Source organism: Martinezella calliandrae (assembly GCF_030272695.1).
Taxonomy (GTDB): domain Bacteria; phylum Pseudomonadota; class Alphaproteobacteria; order Rhizobiales; family Rhizobiaceae; genus Rhizobium; species Rhizobium calliandrae.
This window is the reverse complement of the sequence record NZ_JARFYN010000068.1, coordinates 1-26,455: the sequence shown is the minus strand read 5'-3', so window position 1 is coordinate 26,455 and position 26,455 is coordinate 1. Positions and strand designations below refer to the sequence as shown.

Sequence of the window (26,455 nt, the reverse complement as noted above, 5' to 3'; positions counted from 1 at the left end):
ACATGCTCGCTTATCGCCTTTTGAAGCCTCAGCAGCCCCCCGAGCTTCAGGACATACCCAAACCGTCCCCGCAGTCAGGCCAGCTTTTGATCAAAGTTGGTGGTTGCGGACTCTGTCACACTGACATCGCGATAATGGGAAAAACCAAGGCGCAACTCGACGCATGGCATGCCAACTCCCCTCCCTTTACGTTGGGGCACGAGATTGCCGGCTGGGTTGAACAGATCGGTTCAGGAGTTGTTGGATTCAGGACCGGTGAGCCGGTGGCAGTGGTGCCGTTATGGGGCAGCTGCGGTCGTTGTGCGCCGTGCCGTAGTGGCAACGAGCACATCTGCCAGCACATGGCAGGCGAGTTTGGCGCCGGGCTTGGATTTGATGGCGGCCTTGCAGAATACATTGTGGTGCCGGCGCGCTTCGCTGTGCATATGGGTGAACTCGACCCAGTACTCGCTGCGCCCCTGACAGATGCGGGCCTGACAACCTACACCGCGATCAAGCCGGCGTTGCCGATGCTGATCCCAGGAAGCACGGCCGTGGTGATTGGAATTGGTGGACTAGGGCTGCTGGCTGTTCAATTCCTTCGCAATCTGTGCGCTGCGCGAGTGATCGCGGTGGATAGCAACGAAGCGCATCTGAAGCTCGCGCAAGAGCACGGCGCCGACAACATGCTTCGGAGTGACGGCACGACGGCCGAACAAATACGAGACATCACTTCAGGCGCCGGTGCGACCTTCGTTCTCGACTGTGTCGGTGCCGAGGCCACTCTGAAAACCGGCGTGGCCGCATTGGCCAGCCAAGGACGGCTAACCCTCGTCGGCGCCGCGCAGGGCACTACACCGTTTGGGTTGCACACAATGCCCCCGAGCGCACAGCTCTCGACCAGCTTCAATGGCGGCACGACCAACCTTCTTGAAGTCTTGGAGCTTGCGCGCCTCAAACGGATTCAGGTGATCGAGGAATGCTATCCGCTGAGCCGTGTTGTAGAGGCCTACAAGGACCTCGAGGCGGGAAAACTCAAAGGTCGTGCAGTGTGCATCCCGCCAGGAGCGTCAGCGAGCGCCCAATAACGAAGCGATTTTGAGGTTACTGAACCAGAAGGACCCATGCCGATGAACCAAGCTGCAAAAAGAACTTCATCGATCGCGGCAGAACCCAAGGTTGTCTCCGCAATTCGCGAATTGTTTAAATCCTATGGCCCCACTTTTGTCGATTTGGCTAACGGAAAGCGATCGGACGTCAGCGCGTTGCTCAATTTCTATGGTGCGCCGCTCAGGTTCATCGGTTCCGACTTTCACATGGTTATGAAGGACGACGATGAGATAACTGGCAAAGACGGCATCGGCGGCGAACTCGCTCGATTGCACAAAGTTCATTTCGCGGAATCAGAACTAGATAAGTGCGACATCAATGTTCTCAACCCGAGAGCGGCGCTCGTCAATGCCACGTGGTTGCGTCGCGATAGCGCTGGAGCGCTTATGGAGCGGTTTCAAGTGGTTTACCTCGTGGCGCAGACACAAGATGGATGGCGTATCACATCGGCTATTAATGCGACGGCGTGAGCCGCATGTCTCCTCGATATGGCGTTTTACAGCGCAGCAACCCAATCGGAATCGGAAACTAAATCATGACGCCAATGCCAAACGTATCTGTGTTGGAGGTAGACGACATACAGGCGACGGTCCTGCGTCCGCGGCCGCATCCGTACATGGGGCAATACATTTTGCTTCGTATAGACGATGCTGCGCAAGGTCGTGAAATGCTACGCCGCATCATTCCCCATGTTGCGCCGGCCGTTGATTGGTGGACTCCGACTCTTCCTGGATGGATGGGTATTGCTTTCTCCTATCACGGTCTCAAAGCGCTCGGCGTTCCTCAAGAGTTCCTGGACAGCTTTCCACGGGAATTCCGCGAAGGCATGGCGGCTCGAGCACCCATTCTGAATGACGTTGGCGAAAATGCTCCGGAGAACTGGGAGTATCCATTCGGCAATGCAGACATGCACATCGCATTGGCGATCTACGCCAAAGACGATGAAAGCCTGGCGGCGGTTTTAGAGTGGGCGCGGCAAAGTCACCACGAGCTACCGCAAATTACCGTCGTCTATCGGATGGATTTCAGTGAGCTTCCTGAAGGACGCAATCATTTCGGATTCAGGGACGGACTCCACAATCCAAGCGTCGAAGGCAGCGGCGTTCCAGTCCATCCCGGCTACGGATCGCCCATCAAGGCCGGCGAATTCGTCATGGGCTATCCGGATGAACGAGGCGAGATAACAGCGAGTCCAGAACCGGAAATTTTACGGCGCAATGGCACCTTCCTCGCCTTCCGTAAATTCCACATGCACGTCGCTGCGTTCCGGAAATACCTGCGCGAGCAAGCCTCAACACCAGAAGAGGAAGAGTTGATCGCTGCGAAGATGATCGGCAGATGGCGAAGCGGTGCACCCCTAGTGCTCGCCCCCGAGCTCGACGATCCTGAGTTGGGTGCCGATGCCGACCGCAACAATGCTTTTAGCTACGAAAGCGACATGAGTGGGCTAAAGTGTCCATTCAGCTCGCACATTCGCCGCGTCCACCCGCGGGATGCTTTGGACCATGATCTCGTGGCGACCAATTTGCATCACTTTCTGCGGCGGGGCACGAACTACGGCCCATCTTTGCCTAAAGGCATCATGGAGGACGACGGTGCGGAGCGTGGTGGCGTTTTCCTGCTGATAGGTGCGCATTTGAAGCAGCAATTCGAATTCGTGCAATCACAATGGATGACCGATGGCAACTTTATCGGTCATGGAACTGAGCAAGATCCGGTGGTGGGAAACAATGCTGGCAATGGGATTTTCACAATCCCCAAACGCCCCGTCCGCCGCCGACTTCATCGTCTGCCTCAGTTCGTATCCGTGCGCGGGGGTGAATATTGCTTCATGCCGGGTCTGCGAGCCTTGAAATGGATGGCAGGTGTGGAGGCCGAAACGGCCAGAAAACACGCATAGCAAAATCAATCTGAGAGGCAGACCCTACAATCACTGCGACAAGCGACACACCAGAGTCAACAACGCAACCCTCAACAAGAAAGAAACAAAGATGACGACGATTGAGAAAGCCACGACCCGACCTGGCGCAAAGGCAGGGCAATCTAACGAGTTCACACTGATCACTCCCCTTAAGCCAGGAGGCGCGGAACGGATGCGCAAGCTGCTGGCCGCTGGATTCACGGGTGACCGCCAGAAGAACACCGACCGCATCGGCACGGTCCACGACCTACGGTTTGTGATTTTCGACGACGACACCCGCGTCCTATTTGCTTCCACATATGATGGAGACTGGGATTCATACATGGATGATTTCGCCACGATCATCCCAGACGAGCTTGACCTGCTCTTTCATGAATGTGAGGGCTACCCCGGCGCGCGCAATCCCACCTTCAAGAATTGGCTTGTCAGCAGCCAAGTCGAGGCACTCGCCTTTTACAGCGCCTATCCGGACGCCTCGGTGAGGGATGTGTGGAAGGCTTTAAAGACCAAAAAGGCTTTAGACGCTCTGCTCGATGAGGCGGCGTAGCTTTCAAAAATGTCACGGCATGGCCGAAAAGAGCCACAGCACGGACGGTTGGAGGAGAAAATGGTTCACAGCCAATATCGGATATCGACGAAACTCGTAGAGGAGCTCCACCAGGTTTTCGGTGGTTTTCATCCCGGCTATCGCGATGTGCATGCGAATGGCCGATACTACGCGGGCACGTTTAGGGCCACACCCGAGGCCAAAAATCTCAGTCGAGCGGTTCATCTACAAGGGGACCCGGTGCCAGTCACCGTCCGACACTCGAACAGTCGATCGGGAAATCCAATGGGGCCAGCGACGACTGCATCGATGGCGGTAAGGTTTTATCTTCCAGACGGCACGACTACAGACTTGGTTTCTTTGCCAATTTCGCTTTTTTTTGCGCGAACTCCCGAAGAAACTCTTGGTTTTTTGCAGGCCGTCCGACCCGATCCTGCGACCGGTCAGCCAGATCCAGACAAGGTCACGCTATTCCTGGAGTCTCGTCCATGGATCGCGCACGCGGTCCAGCTTGCGAAGGGTTTGTCTGCAACTGTCAGCTTCGCTCAGACGGCGTTTCATATGCTGCATGCGTTTCGCTTCGTTAACGAGGATGGTCATGCAACGTATGCTCGCTACCACTGGGAGCCGGAGGCCGGGGTTGCGGGGCAAACCTTAGAAGAATTGCAGAAGCAACCGCCATCACATCTTTTTGACGAATACGAGTTGCGACTGCAGAAAGCGCCGGTGGTATTCAACCTTGTTCTGCAGCTCGCAGGAGACGGCGACAAGCTAGATGATCCGAACGCGCCTTGGCCGGACGATCGTCGGCGAGTTCATATCGGGCGGCTCGAGATCACCCGACCGACGACCAACGAAGAGATCGGCGATTCAGTAATGATGCACGATCCCACCCGCCTCACGGACGGCATTGAGCCCACCGACGATCCGATTCTTGCCGCCCGGCGCGGCATCTATGAGGTCTCGGTCGCCTATCGCACCGGCGGCTGGAAAGGGCGTCAGGCTGCGCTGGAACTCGGAGGATGTCCGTTCTTGGGCAATGCAAAGTAAGAACGGCAAATCTTGAGAACCAGAGCAGCACAATGGCAACAACAGCCAAGAGTATTCCGTGGACGTAGTGTTTCTGGATCGGCGATATTGCGCGTGATGTCAGGCAACGAGGATCGAGACAACCCATGGCCTATGATCAGTATTTTTCAGCGGCACTTGCAAAGCTGCGAGACGAACAGCGCTATCGGGTTTTCATTGAGCTCGAACGGATTGCCGGACGGTTTCCACGGGCGATTTGGCATTCGGGAGACGGCCCACGAGAGGTCGTGATCTGGTGCTCGAACGACTATCTCGGCATGGGCCGGCATCCCGATGTGATTGAGGCCATGGTCACGGCGGCTCGGCGCATGGGCACCGGGGCGGGTGGGACGCGCAATATTTCCGGCACCAACCATCCACTGGTCGAATTGGAGCGCGAACTTGCCGATCTGCATGGCAAGGAAGCGGCGCTGGTCTTTACCTCGGGATACGTGTCCAACGAGACCGGCATCGCGACAATCGCCAAGCTGCTTCCGAACTGCGTGATCCTGTCGGACGCGTCGAACCACAATTCGATGATCGAGGGCGTGCGGCGTGCCGGCGTGGAAAAGAAGATCTGGCGCCACAATGACATCGGTCATCTGGAAGAATTGCTGGCGGCAGAGGCACCCGAGCGACCTAAGCTGATCGTGTTCGAGGCTCTCTACTCGATGGATGGCGACCTAGCGCCGGTGAACCGCATCTGCGACCTTGCGGAGCGCTATGGCGCGATGACCTACATCGACGAAGTGCATTCTGCCGGTATGTACGGCTTGCGTGGTGCTGGCATCGCAGCACGTGAAGGCGCACTGCACCGCATTGACGTCATCGAAGGCACTCTCGCGAAGGCATTCGGCTGTGTCGGCGGCTATATCGCGGCGAATGCCGATATCATCGATGCCGTACGCTCTTATGCGCCGGGATTCACTTTCACCACCGCGCTGCCGCCGGCGGTCTGCGCCGCCGCCACCGCGGCGATCCGGCACCTCAAGGCTTCGCAATGGGAGCGCGACCGCCATCAGGAACGGGCGGTGCGGGTAAAGTCCGCGCTCAACGCAGCGGGCCTGCCGGTAATGCATAGCGAGACGCACATTGTGCCGGTGATGGTGGGTGACCCGGAGAAGTGCAAGGAAGCGACCGATCTCCTGCTCGCCGAATACGGTATCTATGTCCAGCCGATCAACTATCCGACCGTCCCGCGCGGCACCGAACGGCTGCGCATCACGCCGACGCCTTTCCATGATGACGCGTTGATCGACGCGCTCGCCGAAGCGCTAGTCGAAGTCTGGGGGCGTCTCGGTTTGCCGCTGCAATACTACACGCTCGCGGCAGAGTGACTTGAAATTTCAATGCGAAGGCGCCTCTAGGTGGGCGGCTTGCTCGGAATCTTTCACGCAACAAGCTTCGGTATTTGCCGTTCGATCAATCGCAAGAACCGGGTGTCGCGAACCCGGGCAACGCTGATTACAGCGCGCCCTTCAGCAGACTGCCAGAGCTCGTCTGCGAACTCGATCGCAAACCGCGTCAGAATGTTATGACTTGCGAGTATGCGCAAGCTACCGCCGCTACGTTTTACGCATTGCCCGGCAGGCCGACGGATTGGCGCTCTCGCAGCGGGCGGGCGAGAACTTGGGAAGGTGGATCGAACGGGACCAAGCGTGATGTTAGGCCCGTGGGCCCAATCGGAACAAGTCGAAAACAAATGGGGGAAAGGCCCAACAAGTATTCAACAAAAACAAGGTGGATGGCGTGCCCTCCGGGCCCACCATTTCGTTTAAAATCAATAATTTAGACGCCGGATTTTCTTCGGGAGACATCCAAGGGGAACATTGGTTTGTTCAATCCGGCCTATCTCGTGAAGTCGCATGCGGTGTTTTCTATCTGCGTTGGCTCCTACCGAAGCAGCTACATCCACAGAAAAAAGCATCCACGCTCAAGCTTTCCCTACAGACCCGTGACCCACGAAAAGCATTGCGTTTGTCTCGTTACCTGAGCCAGATAGGCGAACGATTGAATGAGTATGGAATTGCATGCGGGATGCGGCACGAGGAACTAAGAAGCGTACTGACTGAGCATTTTCGCCAGTGGTTGGACGAAATGAAGAGCCAGATGAACGATACTGGCCCGCTAAGTGAGCTGGACAGACAGACTTTCGAGACCAGCAAGCGTGTCGCCAAGCATGCACGGAAAACAGATACTCCGCTCTCCCTCATCAAATCTGACGATGATCTCTTGGCCCGCTTTATCCAGAAGTACGACCTAGACATACAGGAAGGTAGTTCGGAATACGGTTGGCTTGACCGGGAAATGAAGCTCTCCTTCCATGGCTTCGCGAAGGCGGTTCTTGCCTACGACAAATCACTGCAGCGGTATGATTTCGAAAACGTGCTGGCTTCACCTGCTGGTGACATACGCCAGACCGCTAAAACTCCCGGTATGAGCATTGCCGAAGTTGCTGCCGCATACCCCGTTGCAAAATTTTTGAGCCGCGCCCGTTAAGTTGATTCGCCACCCAAGCGTTTGCGGGTGGCCATCTCCCTTCCAAGAGCTAACATCCGCAGCGATCGCCCAATCGGGTGAGTGTGCAGACCCGCCGATCCCGCCTCAGGGCGCCGGGGTCAACGCCTTGAGCTCCTTGCGAGCCGTGCCGAAGGTACCGAGCTGATAGACCGACGCTCCGTTCGGGGAGAATGTGAACGACGGAAATGGCTCCGCCAGCATCTTGTTTAGATAGGCTTCCGTTCCGACGCCGGTGGTCACGTGCGGATTGAAACGCTTGCCCGCCGCATCTGTGACGAAATTGCCGACGTACTCGATCAGGAATTTTTGAATGTCGCGTCCGCCATCATCGCTGAAAAACGCCGCCGGAGTGCCGGTCTTCACGGTATAGGGCTTAACGGCGGCGATGAGTTCATCCTGCAGCCGATGAAGGTCTTTGCTAGGTTCGACCACGATCCCCGCAAGGCCAACTGGCGGAGACGGAATGTAATAGTATTTGAAAGCCTTCAACTTCCATGCGGTTGGCTTTTCTTTGACCATGACCGCGTTCGCCGCGGCATACACTTTGTCGAGATCATCGGTGCGGACGAATTGCTGCAACATAGTAACGTGTGGGTGGTGCGTCTCATCCAGGGCAAAGCCTTTCGGAAAATTCTTGAGCAGACGGGCGTTGGCGTCCATGGCGTGTTGAACCATTGTCGCGTCCGGTTCGAGCGCGATGTCGATCGCTGTGACCTCCTGCGCTACGGCCGTTTGGGCAAACACGAGCATGACGGCTAACCAGAGGCTGCTGCCAATGCCAATTGCTGCTGTGCTACGCCTTATTGTAGGTCTCATGTCTTGTTCCTCCCTTGAGAGGCCATCACAGGGATGGCCGGCCCGCATAGACGGCGAGTCAATCCACTTGGCGGGCTAATGGGCCTGGCACCATCCCGAGGCCATTACCCAGGTTTCGCCTGCAAATGCCGGCAAATCATCCGCACCATCGAACGCTCAGTAGCAGACCGCAAACGGCGTATCGACACACGTATTGTCGTAGCGGTCGGCATAATACGGTTCTTGCGGGGATATCGCTGCACCGGTTACGCCGGGCAAGGCGCTGCGGTACCAGGCGCCGTGGTAGACGGGAGCGTGCCAGTAGTGCGCGCTACGCGAGGCAGTCGTCCGGTTGTCGTGACCTTCCGCAGCGCCGAAGCTCCCGCTCGCAACGCCGGTGTAGTCCGAGCGTCCGATACCGCCGCCGCCATATTCGCCGCCAAAATTATCGATGAAGACGGCGGCAGGGCCGCTCACGCCATGAAGGCTTCCCTCGAGAACAGAAACATCGAATGTGAGAGAGTTGCCGTCCAACTTCGGCGATCTCAGCGTGATCACGGCGTCGGCCACTTTGGAACCGTCGCCTCCGAGCACTGACACGGTGGCATTCGGCGGATTCTTGGCGAAATTGTCCTTTCCCTCATCCCACTGCATGATGAACTGCTCAGTTGCCACATGACCCGCCGCCCGCACCGGGCGATCGGCGAAGACAATCGAGCTCGCCGAGACCCCCGTCAACGTCAGCTTGTCGCTGGTCAGCGTCGCGCCTGCCGAATTAATGACCGCAAGCGACGGGACTGGCCCGGTCGGCGTGACCACGCCAATTGTCTTCTGCAGGGGAACATGCGGCTTTACATCCGCCTCCTGGGCGGACGCGCCAGCGGCGCAACAGAATGCGCTGGCTACCACAACAAGACAGGAGAGAGGTCTGACAAGCATTGCTGGTCTCCATTCTTTGAGCGGCCGAAACACCGCTGCCGTTGAAGCCTATATCCCGCGCGCCAACCGCGCAGGCAGGCACGCCGTCCGAGCCGCATGACTAGCATGGCGGATACGGATAGTAGCCACACCGGTAACCGTCGTTGTAGGAGTACGGATAGTAGGGGCGTGCGACCGCGGCGCCTGCGACGACCCCGGCAGCTACGCCTGCCGCCACCGGGGCACCGGCATACCAGGCGCCGTGGTAGATGGGGGCGTGCCAGTAGTTGTTGCCGTGCCAGGCGTATGTATTTCCGGTCCGGTCGTTATGGTACACGCTGGTGTCTCCGACGCGCCCATAGCTCCCGGCGAAGTCTCCGCGGTCGCGATTGAAGCCGCCACCGCCGAAATCGCGGCCGCCAAAACCACCACCAAAGCCGCCACCGCCGAAATCGCGGCCGCCAAAACCACCACCAAAGCCGCCACCGCCAAAATCGTGGCCGCCGAAACCACCTCCGCCAAAGCCGCCGCCACGATCGATGAAGAGGGCCGCGGGTCCGCTGGATCCGGCTAGGCTCCCCTCAAGGACCGAGACGTCGAAGGTCAGATTGCCGCCATCGAGCTTAGGTGTCTTCAGCACCACCACGGCATCCGCGACCTTCGAGCCATCGCCGCCGAGGACCGATATGGTAGCATTCGGCGGATCGTTGATGAAATTGTCCTTATCCTTGTCCCACTGCATGATGAACTGTTCGGTCGTCACATGACCCGCCGCCCGCACAGGACGATCGGCGAAGACGATCGAATTGGCCGAGACACCGGTCATGGTCAGCTTGTCATCCTGCAAGATAGCGCCCGCGGAGTTGAGAACGAAAAGTGATGGCACAGGTCCTGATGACTTGACCGTGCCGATCGACTTCTGCGGCTGTTCCTGCCCGACGACGATTGCCGTGCTGCCGAGGAATGCGGATGCGGCCGATAAACCAACCGCTAAGCAAATTGAAGCCTTCATGTGAGTGGTCCTCCCAGTGGGAACCGCATCGAGACCGGTTTCGGCCGGGATGCCGGATCGGACGCGTCGCTCGTTCCCGGTTCATTGTCCGCTGGCCACGCCATCCGCGAAGATGCGTTTCCAGTCGTTCTTCATGCTGATGACGAGCCAGCCGTCGGCTTTTGCCTCGTCGTAGAGTTTCTGCGAGAACGTGCCGATCTTCGAGTCGGGCAGGCCTTGGGCCGGCCCGTAGGCATATTCGCGCACGGCATCGTCATGGAGCAGCAGCAGGGCGAGCCGCGGCCCGTCGCCGGTCTTGGTGTATTCCAGCATCTGCTCGTCGCCGATCGAGTTGCCGAAGGCAATCAGCGGCCGCCGCCCGATCATCAGGTGAATGCCCTCGGGCTTGCCGGCATTGTTGTCATTGAGAAGGAGCTTCGGCTGCTTGGTCAGGGTCGGCTTGCCGTTCTTGTCGTGGCCGTAGGTCGTTCCGCCGACGGTTCCCACCACCTGCTCGGGCGGAATTCCATAGGTTCCTTCCGCATAGACGCGCACGAAATCCTGACCGCCGCCCGTGACGATGTAGGTCTTGTAGCCGTTGGCACGCAGGTATTTCAGCACCTCCTGCATCGGCTGATATGTGAGATCGGTGTAGGGATGCTTCCAGCGCGGATCCTTGGCGTCCGCCAGCCATTTTTTCACCTCGGCCGTGAACTGGTCGGTGGTCATGCCGGTGAGCGTCGCCGCCAGCAGCTTTTCCAGCTCCTTCATCGGCAGCTTGGCAATTGCCTCGCGGTCTCCCGTCAGCACCGTCTTGAAGGGCTCCACCTTCTTGAGTTCGGGCTTTGCGGCCACGAGCGCCGGAACCCGATCCAGGCAGTATATGACCTGGCTGTAGATGGGATGCTCTACCCATAGCGTGCCGTCCTGGTCGAAGGTGGCAATCCTTTGCTCCGCCGGCACGAAGGTGGACTTGTTCTGGTCGGTCGTCGCCTTCACGAAGTCGACGATTGCCTGCTTGTTCGTCGAGTCATTCCAGGACGGCAGCGGATCGGCCGAACTGTCCTGCGCTCGCAGCGGTGACAATGTGGCGAGCAATCCGAGACTTAGGGCCATCGCTGCGAACAGAACGTGGCGTGTCCCGGGTTGGCTATCGAGGTAGCGCATCGCAATTCTCCATCTTCACCGAAACGGCATGCCGACCCCAGTGGGGCGTCCTCTCTTACGCGACCGCAAGATGGTCGCTAATGGCTCTGGTAAGGAACGGATATCGTGCTTCGCATAAACACCGCTCCAATCAGAAACAGTGCAGGGCGGCCTTCGCTCGGCTACCCGAATGGTCCTCAACGCCAAACCCCAGCGCGGGCGGCCTTGGCAGACCGCCCGCATTGAGGATGGCGATCAGTTGCTCGGACCTTTTGCCGCCGCCTCAGCCTGCGCCATGCGCTGCTGCATCTCGGCCTTGACGGCGTCGAGATTGAAGCTGGCGCCTCGCTGCATCGGCGGAAAATCGATGAAGGTCTGGAGTTCCTTTCCGACCAACTGCTGGACAAATACGAAGCGCCAGAATTGATACTTGAACCAGTCGAAGTATTGCTGGCCGCCCTCTTTCGTTCCGTTGTTGGGCCAGCCGGTCCGCTCGAATGGATCGAGGCGCAGGTTGGTGATGTATGGCACGTCGGGATGGGTCTTTTCGCCAAGCCAACCTTGAGGCTGATCGATGAAGCGGAATTTGTAATCGTCGATGCGAACCGCGCCGACCGTGCTTTCGCCGAGGTAGAAGATCTCGTGGCGTGTGGACGGGCCCTTGCCGGTGATAGCCGCTGTCTGGTCGTAGCCATCAAGATGGTTCCTATAGGTCCGGTCACCTATGGTCTTGCCTTGCAGCAGTTCGTTGGTGATGTTCGGATTGCCGGCCGCGGCAACAAAGGTCGGCAACCAGTCCAGGCCGGAGAAAATACCGTTTTGCACGGTGTCAGCCGGCACATGACCCGGCCAGCGCAGGATCGCAGGTACGCGGAAGCCGCCTTCAAGCACGGTGCCCTTTGACTGGGCGAACGGCGTCTGCCCTCCGTCGGGCCAGGTAAACACTTCCGTCCCGTTGTCGGTCGTGAACAGGACGATGGTGTTCTCGTCCTCGCCCAAATCCTTGATCTTTTTCATCACGAGCCCGACGTCGTCATCGAGCTGAGCCATGCCGGCTTCCTCTTCCGACCATCCGTTCTCAGCGTTTCGCATCGCCTCATATTTGGGAGAGAGATGCGTGACTATGTGCATGCGCGTCGGGTTCAACCAGACAAAGAAAGGCTTGTTGTCCTTCTTCGCCTTTTCAATAAAGCCCGTGGCGAAGTCGCGGATCTCGTCGTCGACCGTTTCCATGCGCTTGGGATAGAGCGGGCCGGCATCCTCGATCCTTTGCTTGCCGATTTTGCCCCAGCGCGGCATCTCGGTCGGGTCATCCTTGTCGGTCGCCCAGCTGTGGACCATGTTGCGCGGCCCAACCACGTTCAACAGATCCTGCGGATAGTTGGGATGGGCCGGGTCCTCCATCGCGTCGAGATGATAAAGGTAGCCGAAGAACTCATCGAAGCCGTGAACGGTCGGCAAAAATTCGTTCTTGTCACCCAGATGGTTCTTGCCAAACTGGCCGGTGCTGTAGCCCATCGACTTCAAGACGGTCGCGATGGTCACGGCTTCGGCGGGAAGGCCTACCGACGCGCCAGCCTGCCCAACCGTGGTCATGCCGGTTCGGATCGGCAGCTCGCCCGTGATGAAGTTGGCGCGACCCGCCGTGCAACTGGCCTCCGCATAATAGTCCGTGAAGAGCATGCCTTCCTTGGCCATCTGATCCAGGTTGGGGGTACGCCCCGCCATCAGTCCGCGACTATAGGCTCCAATGTTCCACATGCCGATATCATCGCCCATAATGACGAGGATATTGGGCTTCGGCTGTTCTTGAGCCTGCACGGGCGCATGGCCGGCAAGCAGGGGCGCGCTGCCACAAAGCAATGCGGCCATCAGAAGATTCTGTCTGATATTCATTGCGGCTTCCCTCCTCGTTGATAATTCATCGCGTGGCGGGCTCGGGCTCACCAAGCGACCGGCAGTGGTGCGTTCCCGCTGCGGCTATGGCTTCATTTCCGTGGAGAGGTCGAGCATCCGCAATATCTCCATCTCCAGTTCCGCTGCGAAGACGCGATACTCCTGCGCCTTCGCGTCGTAGTTGGCGGTTTCCCAATGTTGCAACGCTGCCAACGCTTCTTCGTAGTCTGCGCAGATCGCCCGAAACTCGGCGCTATGAGCAAAGAGCCTGCGTATCGACAGCTCGCGGTGCGGAAAACGGCTGATGAGGTGACCCATTGCTGACATGGCACTTGTCCCCGATATCGTGACAAAGACCCAGGGAGCGCCGAGCGTCGCGCGAGAAGCGGCTCGAATCAAGGTACGAACATGTTCGTACCCCTCCCTTACCTCCTCTGATGGACCGGCAAACTGCAACGGCCCGTAACTAGAGACGGGCCTGTCATAAGGCCGTCACGATGCCCAGTCTCAACTTAATGTATACCTAATATACGAGTGAGCGCATAATGGCGGCCGGTCGCCTTGGGTGGTGGCGGTCGTGGTGGACAGTTGGGCATCGCGGAGTATGACTATCTGGCGGCTCGGCCTGGTGCCTGGCGCTCAAACGCGCGAAATGGGGGGGTGTTCGATGGCATCGATCCAAAACCCGTCCGGTGCGAGCCCGGAGGCCGGTTCTGCGTATCCGTCGCCGGATGACAGCCGGCGCCAGCTGGAACGCATTCTGGCATCACCCTCGTTGCAAGCGAGCCCGCGCCGCAGGGCGCTCTTGCGCTACCTCGTGGAGGAGACGCTGACAAACCGGAGCGACCGGCTGAAGGGTTATTCCATCGCGCTCGCCGTCTTCGGTCGCAACGACACTTTCGATCCGCAGTCCGACCCCGTCGTCCGCCTGGAGGCCCGCCGTCTCAGGCGCGATCTCGACGGCTACTATGCGGGCGCGGGCAGTCACGACCGGCTGCGGATTTCGATCCCACGCGGTGGATATATCCCACTTTTCGAATGGGTGGACGGCAAGCCCGAGCTGCCTCCAATTCGCCTGGCTGATCCGGTCGCAGACCCCGCCGTCTCATCCTCCGCACCACCGGCGGGAGAGGCAGGTGGGGATGCGACGGTGGCACCCCTGGCTCCAGCGCCAGATCGTCGAAAGGCGCCCGGCAAATGGTCGATCGGACGATCGCTCGCCGCAGCAGGGCTCGCCACCGTCCTCTTTTCCGGCGCCTTCGGCGCATGGAAATGGCTCGAAACCAGCAATCGTGAGCCGGAAGCAACTGCGCGCGGCCCATCGGTGATTGTGCTGCCGTTCGAGGCGCTGAGCTTGGGAGAGGACGACCGCTTTCTCGCCGCCGGCTTGACGCAGGAACTCATCACCAATTTCATGAGGTTCTCCGCTTTTCGGCTCTATTCCCTACCTGCAACCTTCGGATTGGATGCGAAGGCCGACCCAGTGGACCTCGGGCGGAACATTCCAATCTCCTATGTGGTGAAGGGCAATCTTCGCTCGGCCAGCGGATCGGTTCACGTCGGCGTTCAGCTGGTCGACGCCGCCAGTGGCCTAGTCCTCTGGAGCGAAACCTATGATCGGCCGATGACGCCCAGTGCTCTGTTGAATGTTCAAAACGAACTCGCAAGCCGGATCGCCGGCGTGCTGGGCCAGCCCTACGGGGTGGTCAATAGCGACGCGGCGAGCCGGCTGCTGGAAAAAGGGGCAGCTCCCAGCATGCCCACCTATACCTGCATGCTGCGTGCCTATGCTTACCGGCGCACCTTTGCGGCAGACCTGTATACGCCCGTGCGCTCCTGCATCGAAGATTCCGTCCGCCGGGATCCCGGTTATGCCGCCGGATGGGCGATGCTCGGCTGGCTTCATCTCGATGCCGCGAGATTCGACATGGTGCCCAAGGCAGCGGTCGACGGCGAATTTGCGCAAGCCTATAGCGCCGCCGGTCATGCTGTCGAACTCGACGCAAGCAGTGTCCTGGCGTTGGAGGCTCTCGCGGCGATCAACTACTATGCGGGAAACTTCGACGAGTCCGAGCGGCTCCAGAACCGGGCTCTGGCGCTCAATCCGAACGATCCGGATATGCTTGCCCAATTCGGCTGGCGGCTTGCCGCCCGCGGAAAATGGGACGAAGGGCTGCCCTATCTGCAACGCGCGATCGACCGGACGATCAATCCCCCCGGCTGGTATTTCAATCTGATCACGATCCATCAGTATCTGCAGGGGGACTACCCGGCCGCCCTCGAAAGCGCTGAGCGGGGTACCTCCGACGGTTCGGCGATAAGCTGGTCCTTCGTTGCCATTGCGCAAGGTGCGCTTGGCAATCGCAAGGCCGCCCAACAGGCTCTCGCCGAGATGGCGGCGAGATCGCCGTCCATGGCTCGCGATCCCGCAGCGGCGTACCGACAGCATCAAGGCATCGACACGATTGTCGAAAGCCTGGTTGCCGGGTTGCGCAAAGCAGGCTGGACGGAGCCCCGTGTTGGCGAAGATTTGACTGTAAGGCAATGAAGCCGATAGCCGCGTTCACCGGCAATCGACTGACGCTGGGGGCGGCTGCCGCTCGGAGGTGGTTGCCACGGAACAGTGGGAGTGGAAAGCACGCCGATTTGGGCTTTCCTATCGGTGAAATAGAGGTCGCCGCCGCCGTTTCGGCCGGACTTGGTTGCCCCAGCACCCCGCGGACGCTCATCGCGTCGGCGACATCGTCGCGATTCCCGAGATTTGTAGTTGCGATTGATTGTGCCACCTTAGAAGTGGATCGTCAGGCCCACAATCGGCCCCTGCTCGACGACGTCGAAGAGGAAATTGTCCCGATCATAGTCAACGCCGAGGGCGCGGTAGCCGGCGACAGCCGAAATCGTGTTGTTAAATTTGTAACCAAGGCCGCCACCAACATCCCAATCGACATTTGCACCGCCTCCTCCGACCAGGCCCCAACCGGTCGCAAAGACCTCCGGCGTGAAGAAGTAGTTGCCCCTTAGCCCCGCCATGGCGTCGACCCAGGTCTGCGAGAGCCCGCCTTCGAAACCGCCCAGGACTTTGCCCACGATGCCGCCATTGAGGGAAAAGTTTGTGTCAACGTTCCAAATCCTCGCACCGCCGACAATATCGAGAGTGGCGTTTGGCTGGTCGATCAATGCGTATCCAACGCCAATGAGGCCGGCGAAGGACTTGGCGTCGACGTCGACGTTATTGGCCACGATGCCTCTTGGGGTCGATGCGTTCATGGAGAGTTTCGTATAAATGACATCGCCGAAAATGCTGTAGCGGTCATAACGCGCTTCGCCGGTCACCATCGCGGCGAAATCGAGATGGTCAAATAGATCGCCAAAATCCGCGTTGATATGCACCGGGGGGAAACGGCCGTGGCCGACATCGCCCGACAGGTCCGTTGCCCAGAAATATGGTGTGAGCGTGAACTTCCATCCCGAAGGAGTCTGCACGGCGGACGGGGCCGACGCGAGCGGCGTCAGATCGGCTGCCCGCGATTTCGATGACGGAAACACCGCTACTGCCAAAATAGTCCAGCATATGAGTGTGTTCACTCGCATCGGATCTTCCTCCCGGTGGCCAAATAAATCACGATTGCCCCCATCCGGCGCTCACGGAGCTAGAGCCCCTCCGTAGGAAGCAGGAAAGTCATACCCACGCGTGCACCCCATCCAGTTGGTCCGCCATCGGGCGAGTCGGCCCAATAGCGAGCAGCCGCAAATAGTTGCACGGGCAGCTTGCCGAACTTCACGATCTTGGCCACTTGGAGGTTGATCGGCACCGACCATTCACGGGCCTCCCAGTTATAGGTCGATTCAGTATTGAGCGAAAACGTCCAGGCGCTCTTGGTGGTATAGGCGACGAACGGCTGCATGAAGGTCGCATTGACATTGGGCCGGTCTCCCTCGCCCGCAAAGGACCAGAGGTGATTGGCCAAGGCGCCTACCGTCCAACCTTCGCCCTGCCAGAGTGCGACGCCTGTTGGACCGGCGCTCCATTTGCCGGAACCAAGAAGATCGCCGGTTGCAGTCGGAACGCCGAAGGCTGGGCCGACGCCCCAAACAAAACCGTTGACCGGCTTGGCCGGAGAGAAGAAGAAACTCTGCGTAACATCGCCAAGACCGAATTGGGTCCCGGAACCGGGGAAAATCTCATGCTGGTGGACGATCGGCAGGATCGTCCTAGAAATCAGGTTCCAGTCATCGTTGAGATGAAATGGAACGACCGGCTGGACGTTCAGATAAACCTGCGAACCGTCCTTTGCGGGACCGATGCCGTCATTATAGTTGAATTGGAAGGGGATGCTGATGAGGTCGGCGACCGGATTCGAGAGCTTCTTTGCCAGCTCTGTGGAGTCGTCCTCGCCGTGAGCGCTCGTAATCCAACAAAATGCCAACGCTCCCCCGATCAACCAGCGACGCATTAGAAAATCCTCCCCAAGCCTCCTGCCAGCAGAATATATCAGCTACTAAAATTAGCAGAACACGAAATATGTCGTCTACTCTGAGCAACGGTGGATTGTGGACTGGGTGTGCTCGCATGGCCACACAACAAGGGACTAACGCCAGCTCCTGGGCTCTCGTTGGCACAAGTCGGCAAGCGCTCGCAGGAATACACCGCGATGCATAGGATGATATTGGCCGTCATGTCCGAGGATTTGATGTCTGGAACGCAAGCCTTTTTTCAATCGGTCGACTGCAGCGAGGAGGTTCCCTTTCCCTTGCGGCTTCTACCGGCGCGCAACTGGCGGCGGCCGGCCGTGGAAGCTTCGGGTGCAGCGGGCTGGTCGCCGCAGAAGTATGCACCATCGCGATAGGAAGTCCGTCAACAAATGCTCCGCAGCGTTGTGTGCCCCTTGTCGTGCCCACTGCGCCTATGTTCATACGAGGGCAGGATCAAGAAGCATGTCGATTTCATCAAATACTTCAATATGGTGCGGACGACCTCCGGGCATACGGGTTCGACCCCCGTCTCCAAGAGCTGGAACTTCCCGAAGAAGAGTGGGGCGGCAGAATCCAAAAAAGCGCTGCGGAAATTGCATCGCGTTTCAAAATCCGCATAGGGCCCGGTGACCTTAATTGGCAGGCATTCGTAAATCTCGTGTACCGCGCCGAACAAGAAAGCGCGCTTCGCAATCTCGCCCGCGCTCAGCGAAAGAACGCCGGCAGGGCTTACGACATGATATTTTCCGATGTCGATATCAGTAGGCCTCCGCCCGCGATTGCAAACACTGATGGCGTGACGGTCGACCAAATCATCGCTCGCTTCCAGGCAGACCCCACACGAGCGGGTTTAGTCGCGGACCACATCTCCTTCGCGCCAATAGGAGACACCTGTTTTTGAGCCGGATGAGTGATCGTTTTGGGGCCGTTTGCCGACTGTCAGCTTCCAGGCGGCGATGGGCATGTTGTTGCCTCTCGTTGGCCTACACAATGTGACGCCATAAATGCAAAGTCGAAGTGGTTCAGAAGGTCGCCGAAATCGGCATCCATGTGCACCTCCGGCAATCCGAACTGCGCGGTGTCTTCGGAAATGCTTGCTGCCCCAAAATAGGGCCGGCCGTAAAAGTCGACCCGCATTAGCTTTCATCTGTTTCGCAAAGCTGAGGTCGACGGAGACGTTTCTCGTAATTCGGATGCTTCGGGCCCTCCTGTCCGATTGAAAATCTGAATTTTGAAGTGGAACCCACCGCGACGGTACATTAGATGGACATGATTCAAACACATTATGGGCGCATTTGTGCCTTGTTGATCAGAAGTTGCATTCTTAGACAGTCCAGTCTTCGAAAACGTCAGGCAATATTGTTCGCCCGGTTCTCCGGAGGGAGGTTCCGCATGACTCGAATGACGATTGTATCCGAGGGTTGCTTTTTGCTGCTGCTGAGCGTCTCATTTGCAGGCGCCCAAGAGGCTAATCCGCTTCGAGACGCCTATTTCGGCGAGACTCACGTTCATACCAGTTATTCGCTTGACGCCTGGCTATTCGGCAATCGGATGACCGATCCCGGAGATGCTTACAAGTATTTCAAGGGCGAGCCGATCAAGCACCCGCTCGGCTACGACATAAAGATCGATACTCCGCTCGATTTCGCAGGAGTAACCGACCACTCCGAATATGTTGGTGTCGTCAAGCTCGCCAATGATCCCGGCTCGGCCATCAACAAGATGTCCGCGGCAGAGCCCCTCATCCTCAAGAATGACAGCCAGGAAGAGGTTCAGCGAGTCTACCTTTATGCTCTCAAGCTTCTGGCGGGTGAAAGGATTAACGCGTTGTTAAGCCCCGAGATCGCGCACACGGTGTGGGAAGAGAACATCGATTTCGCGAACAAGGCCAACGAGCCCGGCAAGTTCACCGCCTTCTGCTCCTATGAGTGGACGTCCATGCCGAACAACATGAATCTCCACCGGAATATTTTCTTCAAGGATTGTGCGCACGTACCGGCTGCACCCTTCAGCGCGCTCGATTCGGACATTCCGTCAGACCTCTGGAAATGGATGGACGACCAGCGTAACCAGGGTAACGACCTCCTGGCGATCTCGCACAATGCCAATCTCTCGGACGGTCGCATGTATCCAACCGAGATCGACATCAACGGACGGCCGATCGACCGGGCATACGCGGAAGACCGGATGCGCAACGAGCCTCTGATCGAGATCAAGCAGATCAAGGGAGCCTCCGAGACCCATCCGTTGCTCTCACCCACCGACGAGTTCGCCAACTACGAGATCCTCACCTACCTCCTCAGCAATCCTGAAGGCCGCATTCCCCATGTTATTGGCAGCTATGCTCGTCAGGCTTTGAAGGATGGGCTGACCCTTGAAGACACCAAGGGTTTCAACCCCTACAAGTTCGGGTTCGGCGCCGCTTCCGACTCGCACAATACTGGCGTCCCTTATCGTCAGAACAACTTCTTCGGAGGCCATGCCAGTCTCGATGGAACCATCGAGAAGCGTATGTCAGGCACAATATTTGCCGGGATGGACCCGCGCCTCGAGAATCCAGGGGGGCTGACAGGGGTTTGGGCGGAGGAGAATACCCGCGCGTCGATCTTCAACGCAATGAAGCGCAAGGAGACTTTCGCGGTCAGCGGCCCTCACATTAAGGTTCGGTTCTTCGGTGGCTGGAACTATGCCGAAGGACAGACTGCCGACCAGCGGCACGATTTCTGGAAATCGACGCCGGACTGGATCAAGGACCGTGATTGGCTCAAGGCCGCCTATGCGCAGGGCGTTCCCATGGGCGGCGATCTCACTCCTCCGCCCGCCGGGGACAAGCCGCCGTCGTTCGCAGTATGGGCGGTCAAGGACCCCACGTCAGGCAACCTTGATCGTATTCAGATCGTCAAAGGTTGGACCAAGAGCGGCCAGAGCTTCGAGAAAGTCTTCGACGTCGCGTGGGCTGGGGACAGGACACCTGACAAATGGACCGGAGAGGTGCCTCCGATCGGCTCGACGGTCGACATGGAAAAGGGCACGTACACGAACAGCATTGGCGCCGTCGAACTGAAGTCCGTATGGACGGACCCTGAGTTCGATCAGAGCGGTCCGGCGTTCTACTACGCCCGCGTGCTCGAAATTCCGACGCCCCGCTGGACCACCATCCAGGCGGCCCAGCTTGGAATCGCGCCGCCCGATGTCGTGCCTGCCACCATCCAGGAGCGGGCGTGGAGCTCGCCGATCTGGTACACGCCCGCGCCCGAAACCCACAAACTCGCCAAGGTCGGGCCCACCGTCGATGATCTCAAGAAGGCTGGCGCAGTCGCTCTTGACGATGCTGAGTTGAAGGCGCTGGTTGTCGACAAGACTCCCTGGCTGCAGAACAACGTGACCGGCACGAGGTTCAGGATCACTTACAGCGCGTCGGGAATTGCCAACGCCACGCAAATGCTGACGCCGATCGACCCGCGCTATGTCACATCGAAACTGGATCAGAACCAGGGGCAAGCTCTGGCGGATAATGTCGGCCGTCAAGCATTGATGCCGAGCGCCACGGGCGATGCGGCAGCGGCGAGCTATTTCGGCACGCCTTCGCCGTACTATATCAACAACGGTAAGCTTGTGACGGTGCTGGCCGGCACGCCGATCGAAGTCACTGCATACAAGCTCGGGGACAAGGTCTACGGGGCGCGTAGCAACGAATTCGGCTACGTCAACTATGAGATCATTCCTGAAGTCAAGGAGTTGAACCCGCTATCGCCCGGCAACGAGGTGCTCCATTGAGGAGGCTTTGATGAACTCTGAACGGCAGGCGCCAATTCCTTCAGTGCGGTGGCTCAGGCCTGTACTAACCGCACTTATCTTCGTGAGTTCCGCGGCAACGGCGGTCGCGTGCCCTCTCTGCTATGAAGCGGCCAAGCAGATGGTGACGATCGGTCAGCAGCTCAACACGGCAGACCGGGTGGTGATTGCCCGGCCGGACGGGTCCACGAGCCACTTTCGGATTGCTTCGGCCATCAAGGGAGATGATGCGGATGGCGCAACAATCGTAGACCCGGTGCAGGGCCCCGACGGAACCGTTCCCTCGGGCTGCGACCCGTGTCTGCTCATCCACTATGCGCTAAATCCGCATTGGACCGCTTTGGGGACGATGCCGCCCGAATACGCGGCGTGGTTACGACAACTGATCGCGACGTACCGGACGAGCGGCGAGCTTCGTCGCGCGAGCTGGCCGCAGAGATTGCAGCCGTCGACGGTGCTGAACGATGCCGGGTCGCGGCAGTGTATTTCACTTGTTCTTCCGCGCCTTGAAAGTCCCGATGCGCTGGTCGCACAAATTGCCTGGCAAGAACTCGCCCACGCTCCTTACCAGGCTCTGGAAACGGTGCGGTCGCGCATCGATGCGGGAACGGTCGAGCGCTGGCTGAACGATCCGAAGCTTGCCTCGCGCCATGCGACCTATACCCTTGTACTCGGGTTCGTAGGCGGCTCGGCCGACGCGGAGCGCCTCGAACAGAAAATGGAAGCGGCCCGCACGTCGCATGACGCCACGAACCTCGCCGCGATGATAGGCGCGGACCTCGAATTGCGCGGGCCGTCGCGCATTGGTTGGGTCGAAGCGACGTATTTTGCCGACCATACACGGACGATGCCGGAAATCGAGGCTGCCTTGCTCGCTCTGAATGTCCATGGCGAGGCCAGCGGTACCATATCTCGCGAGCAGGTTATCGAAGCGTATCGCGTCTTCATTAGGGAACGCCCCGCGATGGCCGGTTTCGTGGCGCTGCAGCTCGCCGATTGGAACTATTGGGATGCCGCAACCGAATACGCCGCACTTCTCAAATCGGATGCGGTTAAAGACCCAGCATCCCAATTCGCAGTCGTCAACTATCTGCAGCGCGCCGCGGCCGCGAAGGCAGCCTTGCAGTAGAGCGTTTGATGCTGGAGGGGCGAGTTCATGTCAGAGCCGTTGAGGTACTCGCCTGAAGATGCCGCCAGCCCAAGGGTATCCGGCGAGAAGAGGCCCTCCCGCATTCGCCGCTGGTTGCGCGAACCGCTCTTCCATTTCCTTTTTGCCGGAGCGCTCCTCTTCGGCGTCTACCAAATTTTGAACCCGGCCAGCGGCCAAATCGACCGCACCAATCAGATCATGCTGACCGAGGACGATCTGCGTCAATTGGCCGTGAGCTGGCTTGCCCAGGGGCGCCCCCCACCGTCCACCGCCGAGATGCGCCAACTGGTTGACGAGAGGGTTAGCGAGGAAATCTTGTCCCGCGAAGCCGTGGCCCTCGGCCTCGACAAGGACGACGAGATCATCAAGCGGCGATTGGTGCAGAAGATGAATTTCCTCGCTCAGGACATTGCCGCATTGCAGGTGCCGAGCGACGACGAGCTTGCAAAATGGTATGCCCAGAATGCGGATCGTTTTGCGTTGCCTCCCCGAGCGACCTTTCGACACCTGTATTTCGCTTTGGATCGGGCAGGGGCGCGGGAGAGATCTGACGCGGCGCTTGCCAGGATTGCCGGAAAGGCGGCCAATACTCCGGAACTGGCGGGCCTGGCGGATCCGTTTATGTTTCAGGACTACTACGCCGAACGAACGCCCGAACAGGTGGCCAGGGAGTTCGGTCCGCCTTTCGCCAACGCGCTGTTTCAGTTGAAGCCGGGCACTTGGCAGGGACCTATCCAATCCGGCTATGGTTGGCATCTGGTCTTTATCGACGCCATTGAGCCGCGCCGGGTTCCCACGTTCGAAGAAGTTAAATCCGACGTCAAAACCGCTTGGCTTGATCAGAAGCAGAGCGAGCTCAAACGCACCACTTTCGACGCTTTGCGTGCACATTACACGGTCGTAGTTCCGCCACTCGAATCGGTCGACCTGCGAAGCCTGCGGGCACCGCAGACGCCGGTCGGCTCGATGGAGCCCGCCCCGGAATGAGCGCCCGGCCAAAGCATCGTCGTTGGATCCAGATCGCCATGGTTGCCGTCTTTGCAACTCTGGCGCTTCCGCCGGCGGCCGCCCGCGCTCACGAGGTCCGGCCCGCCTATCTGCAGATCGATGAGATCACTCCTGGCCGTTACCAATTGCTGTGGCGAACGCCGGTGCTCGCCGGCATGCGCCTTCCGGTCGTGCTGCGGCTTCCGGGTGACGTTCAGGACGTCGTTGAACCAAGCGCCGTGGAGCTCTCCGATTCCCTGATCGAGCGCCACGTTCTCGATGCGGATTCAAAGGGGCTGACGGGCGATCGCATCGAGTTCGTGGGCCTTCAAACTACAATCACGGACGTGCTGGTGCGCGTGCAATTGTCAGATGGCAGGCATTCCACGACGCTGGTCCACCCCTCCAAGCCGTGGGTCGACATCACGACGTCGCAAGGGGCGCTGGCGGTCGCGGCAGCCTATTTGTCGCACGGCGTCGAGCATATTCTGTTCGGCTTCGACCATCTGCTTTTTGTCCTTGCCCTGATATTGATCGTGCGCAACCGCAGGGTCCTTTTGTGGACCATTACTGCGTTTACGGTCGCTCATTCAATCACACTGAGCCTGGCGACTCTCGGAGTTGTGCACGTACCGGGACCGCCAGTCGAGGCCACGATCGCTCTGAGCATCATCCTGCTTGCCTGCGAGATTGTCCGGCAGCGGCGCGGCGAGCCAAGCTTGACTGCGCAAAAGCCATGGCTTGTCGCCTTTACCTTCGGCCTGCTGCACGGCTTCGGTTTCGCTAGCGCGCTGACCGATGTCGGTCTGCCACAGGCCGATATTCCCCTGGCGCTATTCAGCTTCAATGTCGGCGTCGAAGCCGGTCAACTCATGTTCATCGCCGCCGTTCTCGCGGTGGTGGCGATTGCCAGACGCGTCTATTTGCCGCCGACCGTCGAACAGCATGCGTTGCCAGTCGCCGCCTATGCCATCGGAACGATGGCCGCGTTCTGGTTCATCGTGCGAACGGCGGCCTTTTTCGCCTAAGCACGCGTGTTGAGCGCGGCTGCAACGACTAGTGTTGGCGCTTTCCAAACGAAGTTCGATGACGGCTTATGCGCAAGGCGGCAAATGCCAACGTCCGGACGCATCCTGGCACATGGGGACGCCTTGTTTGGCGCTCTGACATTCGAAGACGAATGCAGTCCGCGTCGCGGCGGGCGGGCGGTTTTCCAGTTGGCAATATATCCTCTGTCGTTGGCGGGAAGGTTTCAGGCCAGCGGCATTATCGGGCCGCAATGCGTATTCGGGCGTGGGCCTGGGCGAAGTCGTCGGCATAGGGACAGGCCGACGCCATTGCGATCTTGATACGGCGCACCGAGACGCGGACGGGGGCGCCGATCTTCAAGAGCTTTAGTTGGCTCCTATTGATGAGGTTGTCGTATTTCAATGAAGTGGCTGGATGCCAATGCCCGCCCTCGTAACACACGCAAAGCTGGCCAGCACGAATGCAGACCATCTATCTACCTCATGGTCACCAGCGCGTTGTCGTGAGGTACCTTGGAACCTTCCGAGTAAACAACTTCGATCTGAATCCTTCAGTTAGGGTCCGACGATGCACTTCAAGGTATGCGCCAGGCGAGCGAAGGTGCTTTGGAACTTTTTTGGAACCTTCCGTCTAGATTCCGTGCCCGTCAACGAAGCCAAATATCAGCTAAGCATTTGAAATTTAATGGTGCTGCTTACGTGACTCGAACACGTGACCCCATCGCTCTGAATGATCGGCTCAGATCGCTACAACAACTGCTCGATCATTTCGATCGTGGTCTGTGGGCACCGATTTGCTCGCGAACATAGTGATGCTTGCTTCTCAGATAGCGTTGCGTGCCCCCTGTCGTGCCCCCCGCGCCTATATTCATACGAGCGCGGGATCAAATTGTAGGTCAATTTCACAAGCATTTTCAATATGGTGCGGACGACGGGGGTCGAACCCGTATACCCGAAGGTGAGGGATTTTAAGTCACCGCTTGTATGGGGTGTTGCGAAACCAATCGAGCTTTTGCCCGATCAGCCGCGATAAGTCGGTGCCGGGCCTCCGAGGGTGGTTGTTGGGCCCAATCGGAACAAGTCGAAAACAATTCGCCGAGGGGCCCAACAACTATTCAATAAAAACAACGCGGATGGCGTGCCCTCCGGGCCCACCAAAACCATAAAGCGCTGAATTTCCATAGAATTTTGGGCACCCATTTTCTAGCGTACACATGGATGGTCACACGACCGTACACATCGCGGCCCATTCGAAAGGGTTAGAACATTTCGCTTGCAATCTTAGTGAATCTATGTATATCGATCCAAAATGGAGAGATTTGTGAGCATAGGCGAAGCGGCGAAAGTCTTAGGCGTGTCAATCACGACATTGCGCCGATGGGAAGCTGAAGGCCGTCTGGTGGCTGAACATACACCGGGCGGCCATCGCCGTTACGATCTTGCCAAGCTTCGTCCAGAGCAATTCCGCGCAGCTCAAGACGCCACCCGCAAAACCATTGCTTACGCCCGCGTATCCAGTCACGATCAGAAAGATGATTTGGAGCGCCAAAAGCAGGTGCTGGAGCTGTACTGCTCTCGACAGGGCTGGACATTCGAAGTCGTTGCCGATCTTGGATCTGGCATGCACGATCACAAGAAGGGTCTTAAAAAGCTTCTGTCGCAGATTATTGACGGTTCTGTCGGGCGTCTGGTGATATCGCACAAGGATCGTTTGCTACGGTTTGGCGCTGAACTGGTGTTTGCGATATGTGAAGCCAAAAACGTCGAAGTGGTGATATTGAACCAGGGCGAGGACACGACCTTCGAGGAAGACCTCGCCAAGGACGTGCTTGAGATTGTCACTGTGTTTTCGGCAAGGCTATATGGCGCTCGCTCGCATAAGAACCAAAAGCTTCTAGACGCGGTGAAGAAGGCGGTTGAGGATTCTCAATGCTGATTGCCCACCGTATCGCGCTCGACCCAAACAACAAGCAGCGGACCTATTTCGCCAAGGCGTTTGGCGTAGCGCGCTTTGCCTACAACTGGGCTCTAACGGAATGGCAACGCCAGTATACTGCGAGATCCGATGATCCGACACTCCCACAGCCGTCCGATGTAGGCTTGCGTCGTCAGTTGAACGGCGTCAAGCGTG

General features: G+C 58.5%; 22 protein-coding genes and 2 pseudogenes. 14 read left to right on the top strand and 10 right to left on the bottom strand.

Annotated elements, in window-relative coordinates; all coding sequences use genetic code 11:
* Nucleotides 1-2: 2 nt before the first annotated feature.
* The 7 genes from PY650_RS31635 to PY650_RS31605 all read left to right on the top strand — a co-directional run bounded on the left by PY650_RS31635 (nt 3) and on the right by PY650_RS31605 (nt 7,124).
* The gene (locus PY650_RS31635; RefSeq protein ID WP_285883833.1) at nt 3-1,067 is read left to right on the top strand and encodes an NAD(P)-dependent alcohol dehydrogenase; all 1,065 of its coding nucleotides are present in this window, start codon (nt 3-5) and stop codon (nt 1,065-1,067) included.
* Nucleotides 1,068-1,109: 42 nt separating this feature from the next.
* Nucleotides 1,110-1,559: a DUF6841 family protein gene (locus PY650_RS31630; RefSeq protein WP_285883832.1), complete on the top strand. Its 450-nt coding sequence runs from the start codon at nt 1,110-1,112 to the stop codon at nt 1,557-1,559.
* A gap of 65 nt (nt 1,560-1,624) precedes the next feature.
* Nucleotides 1,625-2,989, top strand: coding sequence for a Dyp-type peroxidase (locus PY650_RS31625; protein WP_285883831.1), 1,365 nt, complete (start codon nt 1,625-1,627; stop codon nt 2,987-2,989).
* A 91-nt stretch (nt 2,990-3,080) separates the two neighbouring features.
* Nucleotides 3,081-3,557: a hypothetical protein gene (locus PY650_RS31620; protein WP_285883830.1), complete on the top strand. Its 477-nt coding sequence runs from the start codon at nt 3,081-3,083 to the stop codon at nt 3,555-3,557.
* A gap of 9 nt (nt 3,558-3,566) precedes the next feature.
* Nucleotides 3,567-4,607: a catalase family peroxidase gene (locus tag PY650_RS31615; protein WP_349644533.1), complete on the top strand. Its 1,041-nt coding sequence runs from the start codon at nt 3,567-3,569 to the stop codon at nt 4,605-4,607.
* A gap of 125 nt (nt 4,608-4,732) precedes the next feature.
* Nucleotides 4,733-5,962: a 5-aminolevulinate synthase gene (gene hemA / locus PY650_RS31610; RefSeq protein WP_285883827.1), complete on the top strand. Its 1,230-nt coding sequence runs from the start codon at nt 4,733-4,735 to the stop codon at nt 5,960-5,962.
* Between the two features lie 403 nt (nt 5,963-6,365).
* On the top strand, nt 6,366-7,124 hold the full coding sequence (locus tag PY650_RS31605) for a DUF6538 domain-containing protein (RefSeq protein ID WP_285883826.1): 759 nt from the start codon (nt 6,366-6,368) through the stop codon (nt 7,122-7,124).
* Between the two features lie 105 nt (nt 7,125-7,229).
* Here PY650_RS31605 and PY650_RS31600 read toward each other — a convergent pair whose 3' ends face one another.
* The 6 genes from PY650_RS31600 to PY650_RS31575 form a co-directional block, all read right to left on the bottom strand.
* Nucleotides 7,230-7,805: a 2'-5' RNA ligase family protein gene (locus PY650_RS31600; protein ID WP_285883825.1), complete on the bottom strand. Its 576-nt coding sequence runs from the start codon at nt 7,803-7,805 to the stop codon at nt 7,230-7,232.
* A 312-nt stretch (nt 7,806-8,117) separates the two neighbouring features.
* Nucleotides 8,118-8,879: a hypothetical protein gene (locus PY650_RS31595; RefSeq protein ID WP_285883824.1), complete on the bottom strand. Its 762-nt coding sequence runs from the start codon at nt 8,877-8,879 to the stop codon at nt 8,118-8,120.
* Between the two features lie 100 nt (nt 8,880-8,979).
* A complete protein-coding gene (locus PY650_RS31590; protein ID WP_285883823.1) occupies nt 8,980-9,870 on the bottom strand; it encodes a hypothetical protein in 891 nt (296 codons plus the stop codon).
* 81 nt (nt 9,871-9,951) lie between these two features.
* On the bottom strand, nt 9,952-11,016 hold the full coding sequence (locus PY650_RS31585; protein ID WP_285883821.1) for an HAD family hydrolase: 1,065 nt from the start codon (nt 11,014-11,016) through the stop codon (nt 9,952-9,954).
* Between the two features lie 234 nt (nt 11,017-11,250).
* Nucleotides 11,251-12,891, bottom strand: a complete 1,641-nt coding sequence (locus PY650_RS31580) for an arylsulfatase (RefSeq protein ID WP_432761606.1) — start codon at nt 12,889-12,891, stop codon at nt 11,251-11,253.
* An 84-nt stretch (nt 12,892-12,975) separates the two neighbouring features.
* A complete protein-coding gene (locus PY650_RS31575) occupies nt 12,976-13,218 on the bottom strand; it encodes a hypothetical protein (RefSeq protein ID WP_285883820.1) in 243 nt (80 codons plus the stop codon).
* Nucleotides 13,219-13,558: 340 nt separating this feature from the next.
* Here PY650_RS31575 and PY650_RS31570 point away from each other — a divergent pair, with 340 nt between their 5' ends.
* Complete coding sequence (locus PY650_RS31570; protein WP_285883819.1) at nt 13,559-15,439, top strand: hypothetical protein; 1,881 nt, start codon at nt 13,559-13,561, stop codon at nt 15,437-15,439.
* Nucleotides 15,440-15,516: 77 nt separating this feature from the next.
* Here the strand turns inward: PY650_RS31570 and PY650_RS37540 are convergent.
* The 3 genes and pseudogenes from PY650_RS37540 to PY650_RS31560 all read right to left on the bottom strand — a co-directional run.
* Nucleotides 15,517-15,606: pseudogene (locus PY650_RS37540) on the bottom strand (LssY C-terminal domain-containing protein); the annotation flags it as partial.
* 72 nt (nt 15,607-15,678) lie between these two features.
* Nucleotides 15,679-16,482, bottom strand: coding sequence for a hypothetical protein (locus PY650_RS31565; protein WP_285883818.1), 804 nt, complete (start codon nt 16,480-16,482; stop codon nt 15,679-15,681).
* A gap of 59 nt (nt 16,483-16,541) precedes the next feature.
* Nucleotides 16,542-17,345: a transporter family protein gene (locus PY650_RS31560; RefSeq protein WP_285883817.1), complete on the bottom strand. Its 804-nt coding sequence runs from the start codon at nt 17,343-17,345 to the stop codon at nt 16,542-16,544.
* 1,420 nt (nt 17,346-18,765) lie between these two features.
* Between PY650_RS31560 and PY650_RS31555 the strand changes: the two genes are divergently transcribed.
* From PY650_RS31555 to PY650_RS31540, 4 genes are read left to right on the top strand one after another with little or no spacing between them, the layout of a single operon-like run.
* A complete protein-coding gene (locus tag PY650_RS31555; protein ID WP_432761607.1) occupies nt 18,766-21,141 on the top strand; it encodes a DUF3604 domain-containing protein in 2,376 nt (791 codons plus the stop codon).
* Between the two features lie 10 nt (nt 21,142-21,151).
* On the top strand, nt 21,152-22,288 hold the full coding sequence (locus PY650_RS31550) for a hypothetical protein (protein WP_285883815.1): 1,137 nt from the start codon (nt 21,152-21,154) through the stop codon (nt 22,286-22,288).
* A 27-nt stretch (nt 22,289-22,315) separates the two neighbouring features.
* Nucleotides 22,316-23,296: a peptidyl-prolyl cis-trans isomerase gene (locus PY650_RS31545; RefSeq protein WP_285883814.1), complete on the top strand. Its 981-nt coding sequence runs from the start codon at nt 22,316-22,318 to the stop codon at nt 23,294-23,296.
* Nucleotides 23,293-24,324: a HupE/UreJ family protein gene (locus tag PY650_RS31540; RefSeq protein ID WP_285883813.1), complete on the top strand. Its 1,032-nt coding sequence runs from the start codon at nt 23,293-23,295 to the stop codon at nt 24,322-24,324. The genes PY650_RS31545 and PY650_RS31540 overlap by 4 nt, the downstream gene beginning before the upstream one ends.
* 238 nt (nt 24,325-24,562) lie before the next feature.
* Here PY650_RS31540 and PY650_RS31535 read toward each other — a convergent pair.
* Nucleotides 24,563-24,697: pseudogene (locus PY650_RS31535) on the bottom strand (transposase); the annotation flags it as partial.
* 936 nt (nt 24,698-25,633) lie between these two features.
* Here PY650_RS31535 and PY650_RS31530 point away from each other — a divergent pair.
* Nucleotides 25,634-26,260 (top strand): IS607 family transposase, encoded by a 627-nt coding sequence (locus PY650_RS31530; protein WP_285883812.1) that lies wholly within the window; start codon nt 25,634-25,636, stop codon nt 26,258-26,260.
* Nucleotides 26,254-26,455 (top strand): helix-turn-helix domain-containing protein (locus PY650_RS31525; protein ID WP_285883811.1); only part of this gene is annotated, 202 nt, incomplete at its 3' end. The genes PY650_RS31530 and PY650_RS31525, both read left to right, overlap by 7 nt.

What these genes read in the sequence shown, in the direction of transcription:
- PY650_RS31570 (WP_285883819.1), top strand. Translation starts at nt 13,559, where the DNA reads ATGGCATCGATCCAAAACCCGTCCGGTGCGAGCCCGGAGGCCGGTTCT.
- PY650_RS31550 (WP_285883815.1), top strand. Translation starts at nt 21,152, where the DNA reads ATGAACTCTGAACGGCAGGCGCCAATTCCTTCAGTGCGGTGGCTCAGG.
- PY650_RS31625 (WP_285883831.1), top strand. Translation starts at nt 1,625, where the DNA reads ATGACGCCAATGCCAAACGTATCTGTGTTGGAGGTAGACGACATACAG.
- PY650_RS31630 (WP_285883832.1), top strand. Translation starts at nt 1,110, where the DNA reads ATGAACCAAGCTGCAAAAAGAACTTCATCGATCGCGGCAGAACCCAAG.
- PY650_RS31575 (WP_285883820.1), bottom strand. Translation starts at nt 13,218, where the DNA reads ATGTCAGCAATGGGTCACCTCATCAGCCGTTTTCCGCACCGCGAGCTG.
- PY650_RS31555 (WP_432761607.1), top strand. Translation starts at nt 18,766, where the DNA reads ATGACGATTGTATCCGAGGGTTGCTTTTTGCTGCTGCTGAGCGTCTCA.
- hemA (WP_285883827.1), top strand. Translation starts at nt 4,733, where the DNA reads ATGGCCTATGATCAGTATTTTTCAGCGGCACTTGCAAAGCTGCGAGAC.
- PY650_RS31560 (WP_285883817.1), bottom strand. Translation starts at nt 17,345, where the DNA reads ATGCGTCGCTGGTTGATCGGGGGAGCGTTGGCATTTTGTTGGATTACG.
- PY650_RS31540 (WP_285883813.1), top strand. Translation starts at nt 23,293, where the DNA reads ATGAGCGCCCGGCCAAAGCATCGTCGTTGGATCCAGATCGCCATGGTT.
- PY650_RS31565 (WP_285883818.1), bottom strand. Translation starts at nt 16,482, where the DNA reads ATGCGAGTGAACACACTCATATGCTGGACTATTTTGGCAGTAGCGGTG.
- PY650_RS31580 (WP_432761606.1), bottom strand. Translation starts at nt 12,891, where the DNA reads ATGAATATCAGACAGAATCTTCTGATGGCCGCATTGCTTTGTGGCAGC.
- PY650_RS31635 (WP_285883833.1), top strand. Translation starts at nt 3, where the DNA reads ATGCTCGCTTATCGCCTTTTGAAGCCTCAGCAGCCCCCCGAGCTTCAG.
- PY650_RS31545 (WP_285883814.1), top strand. Translation starts at nt 22,316, where the DNA reads ATGTCAGAGCCGTTGAGGTACTCGCCTGAAGATGCCGCCAGCCCAAGG.
- PY650_RS31600 (WP_285883825.1), bottom strand. Translation starts at nt 7,805, where the DNA reads ATGGACGCCAACGCCCGTCTGCTCAAGAATTTTCCGAAAGGCTTTGCC.
- PY650_RS31590 (WP_285883823.1), bottom strand. Translation starts at nt 9,870, where the DNA reads ATGAAGGCTTCAATTTGCTTAGCGGTTGGTTTATCGGCCGCATCCGCA.
- PY650_RS31585 (WP_285883821.1), bottom strand. Translation starts at nt 11,016, where the DNA reads ATGCGCTACCTCGATAGCCAACCCGGGACACGCCACGTTCTGTTCGCA.
- PY650_RS31595 (WP_285883824.1), bottom strand. Translation starts at nt 8,879, where the DNA reads ATGCTTGTCAGACCTCTCTCCTGTCTTGTTGTGGTAGCCAGCGCATTC.
- PY650_RS31615 (WP_349644533.1), top strand. Translation starts at nt 3,567, where the DNA reads ATGTCACGGCATGGCCGAAAAGAGCCACAGCACGGACGGTTGGAGGAG.
- PY650_RS31530 (WP_285883812.1), top strand. Translation starts at nt 25,634, where the DNA reads ATGGAGAGATTTGTGAGCATAGGCGAAGCGGCGAAAGTCTTAGGCGTG.
- PY650_RS31620 (WP_285883830.1), top strand. Translation starts at nt 3,081, where the DNA reads ATGACGACGATTGAGAAAGCCACGACCCGACCTGGCGCAAAGGCAGGG.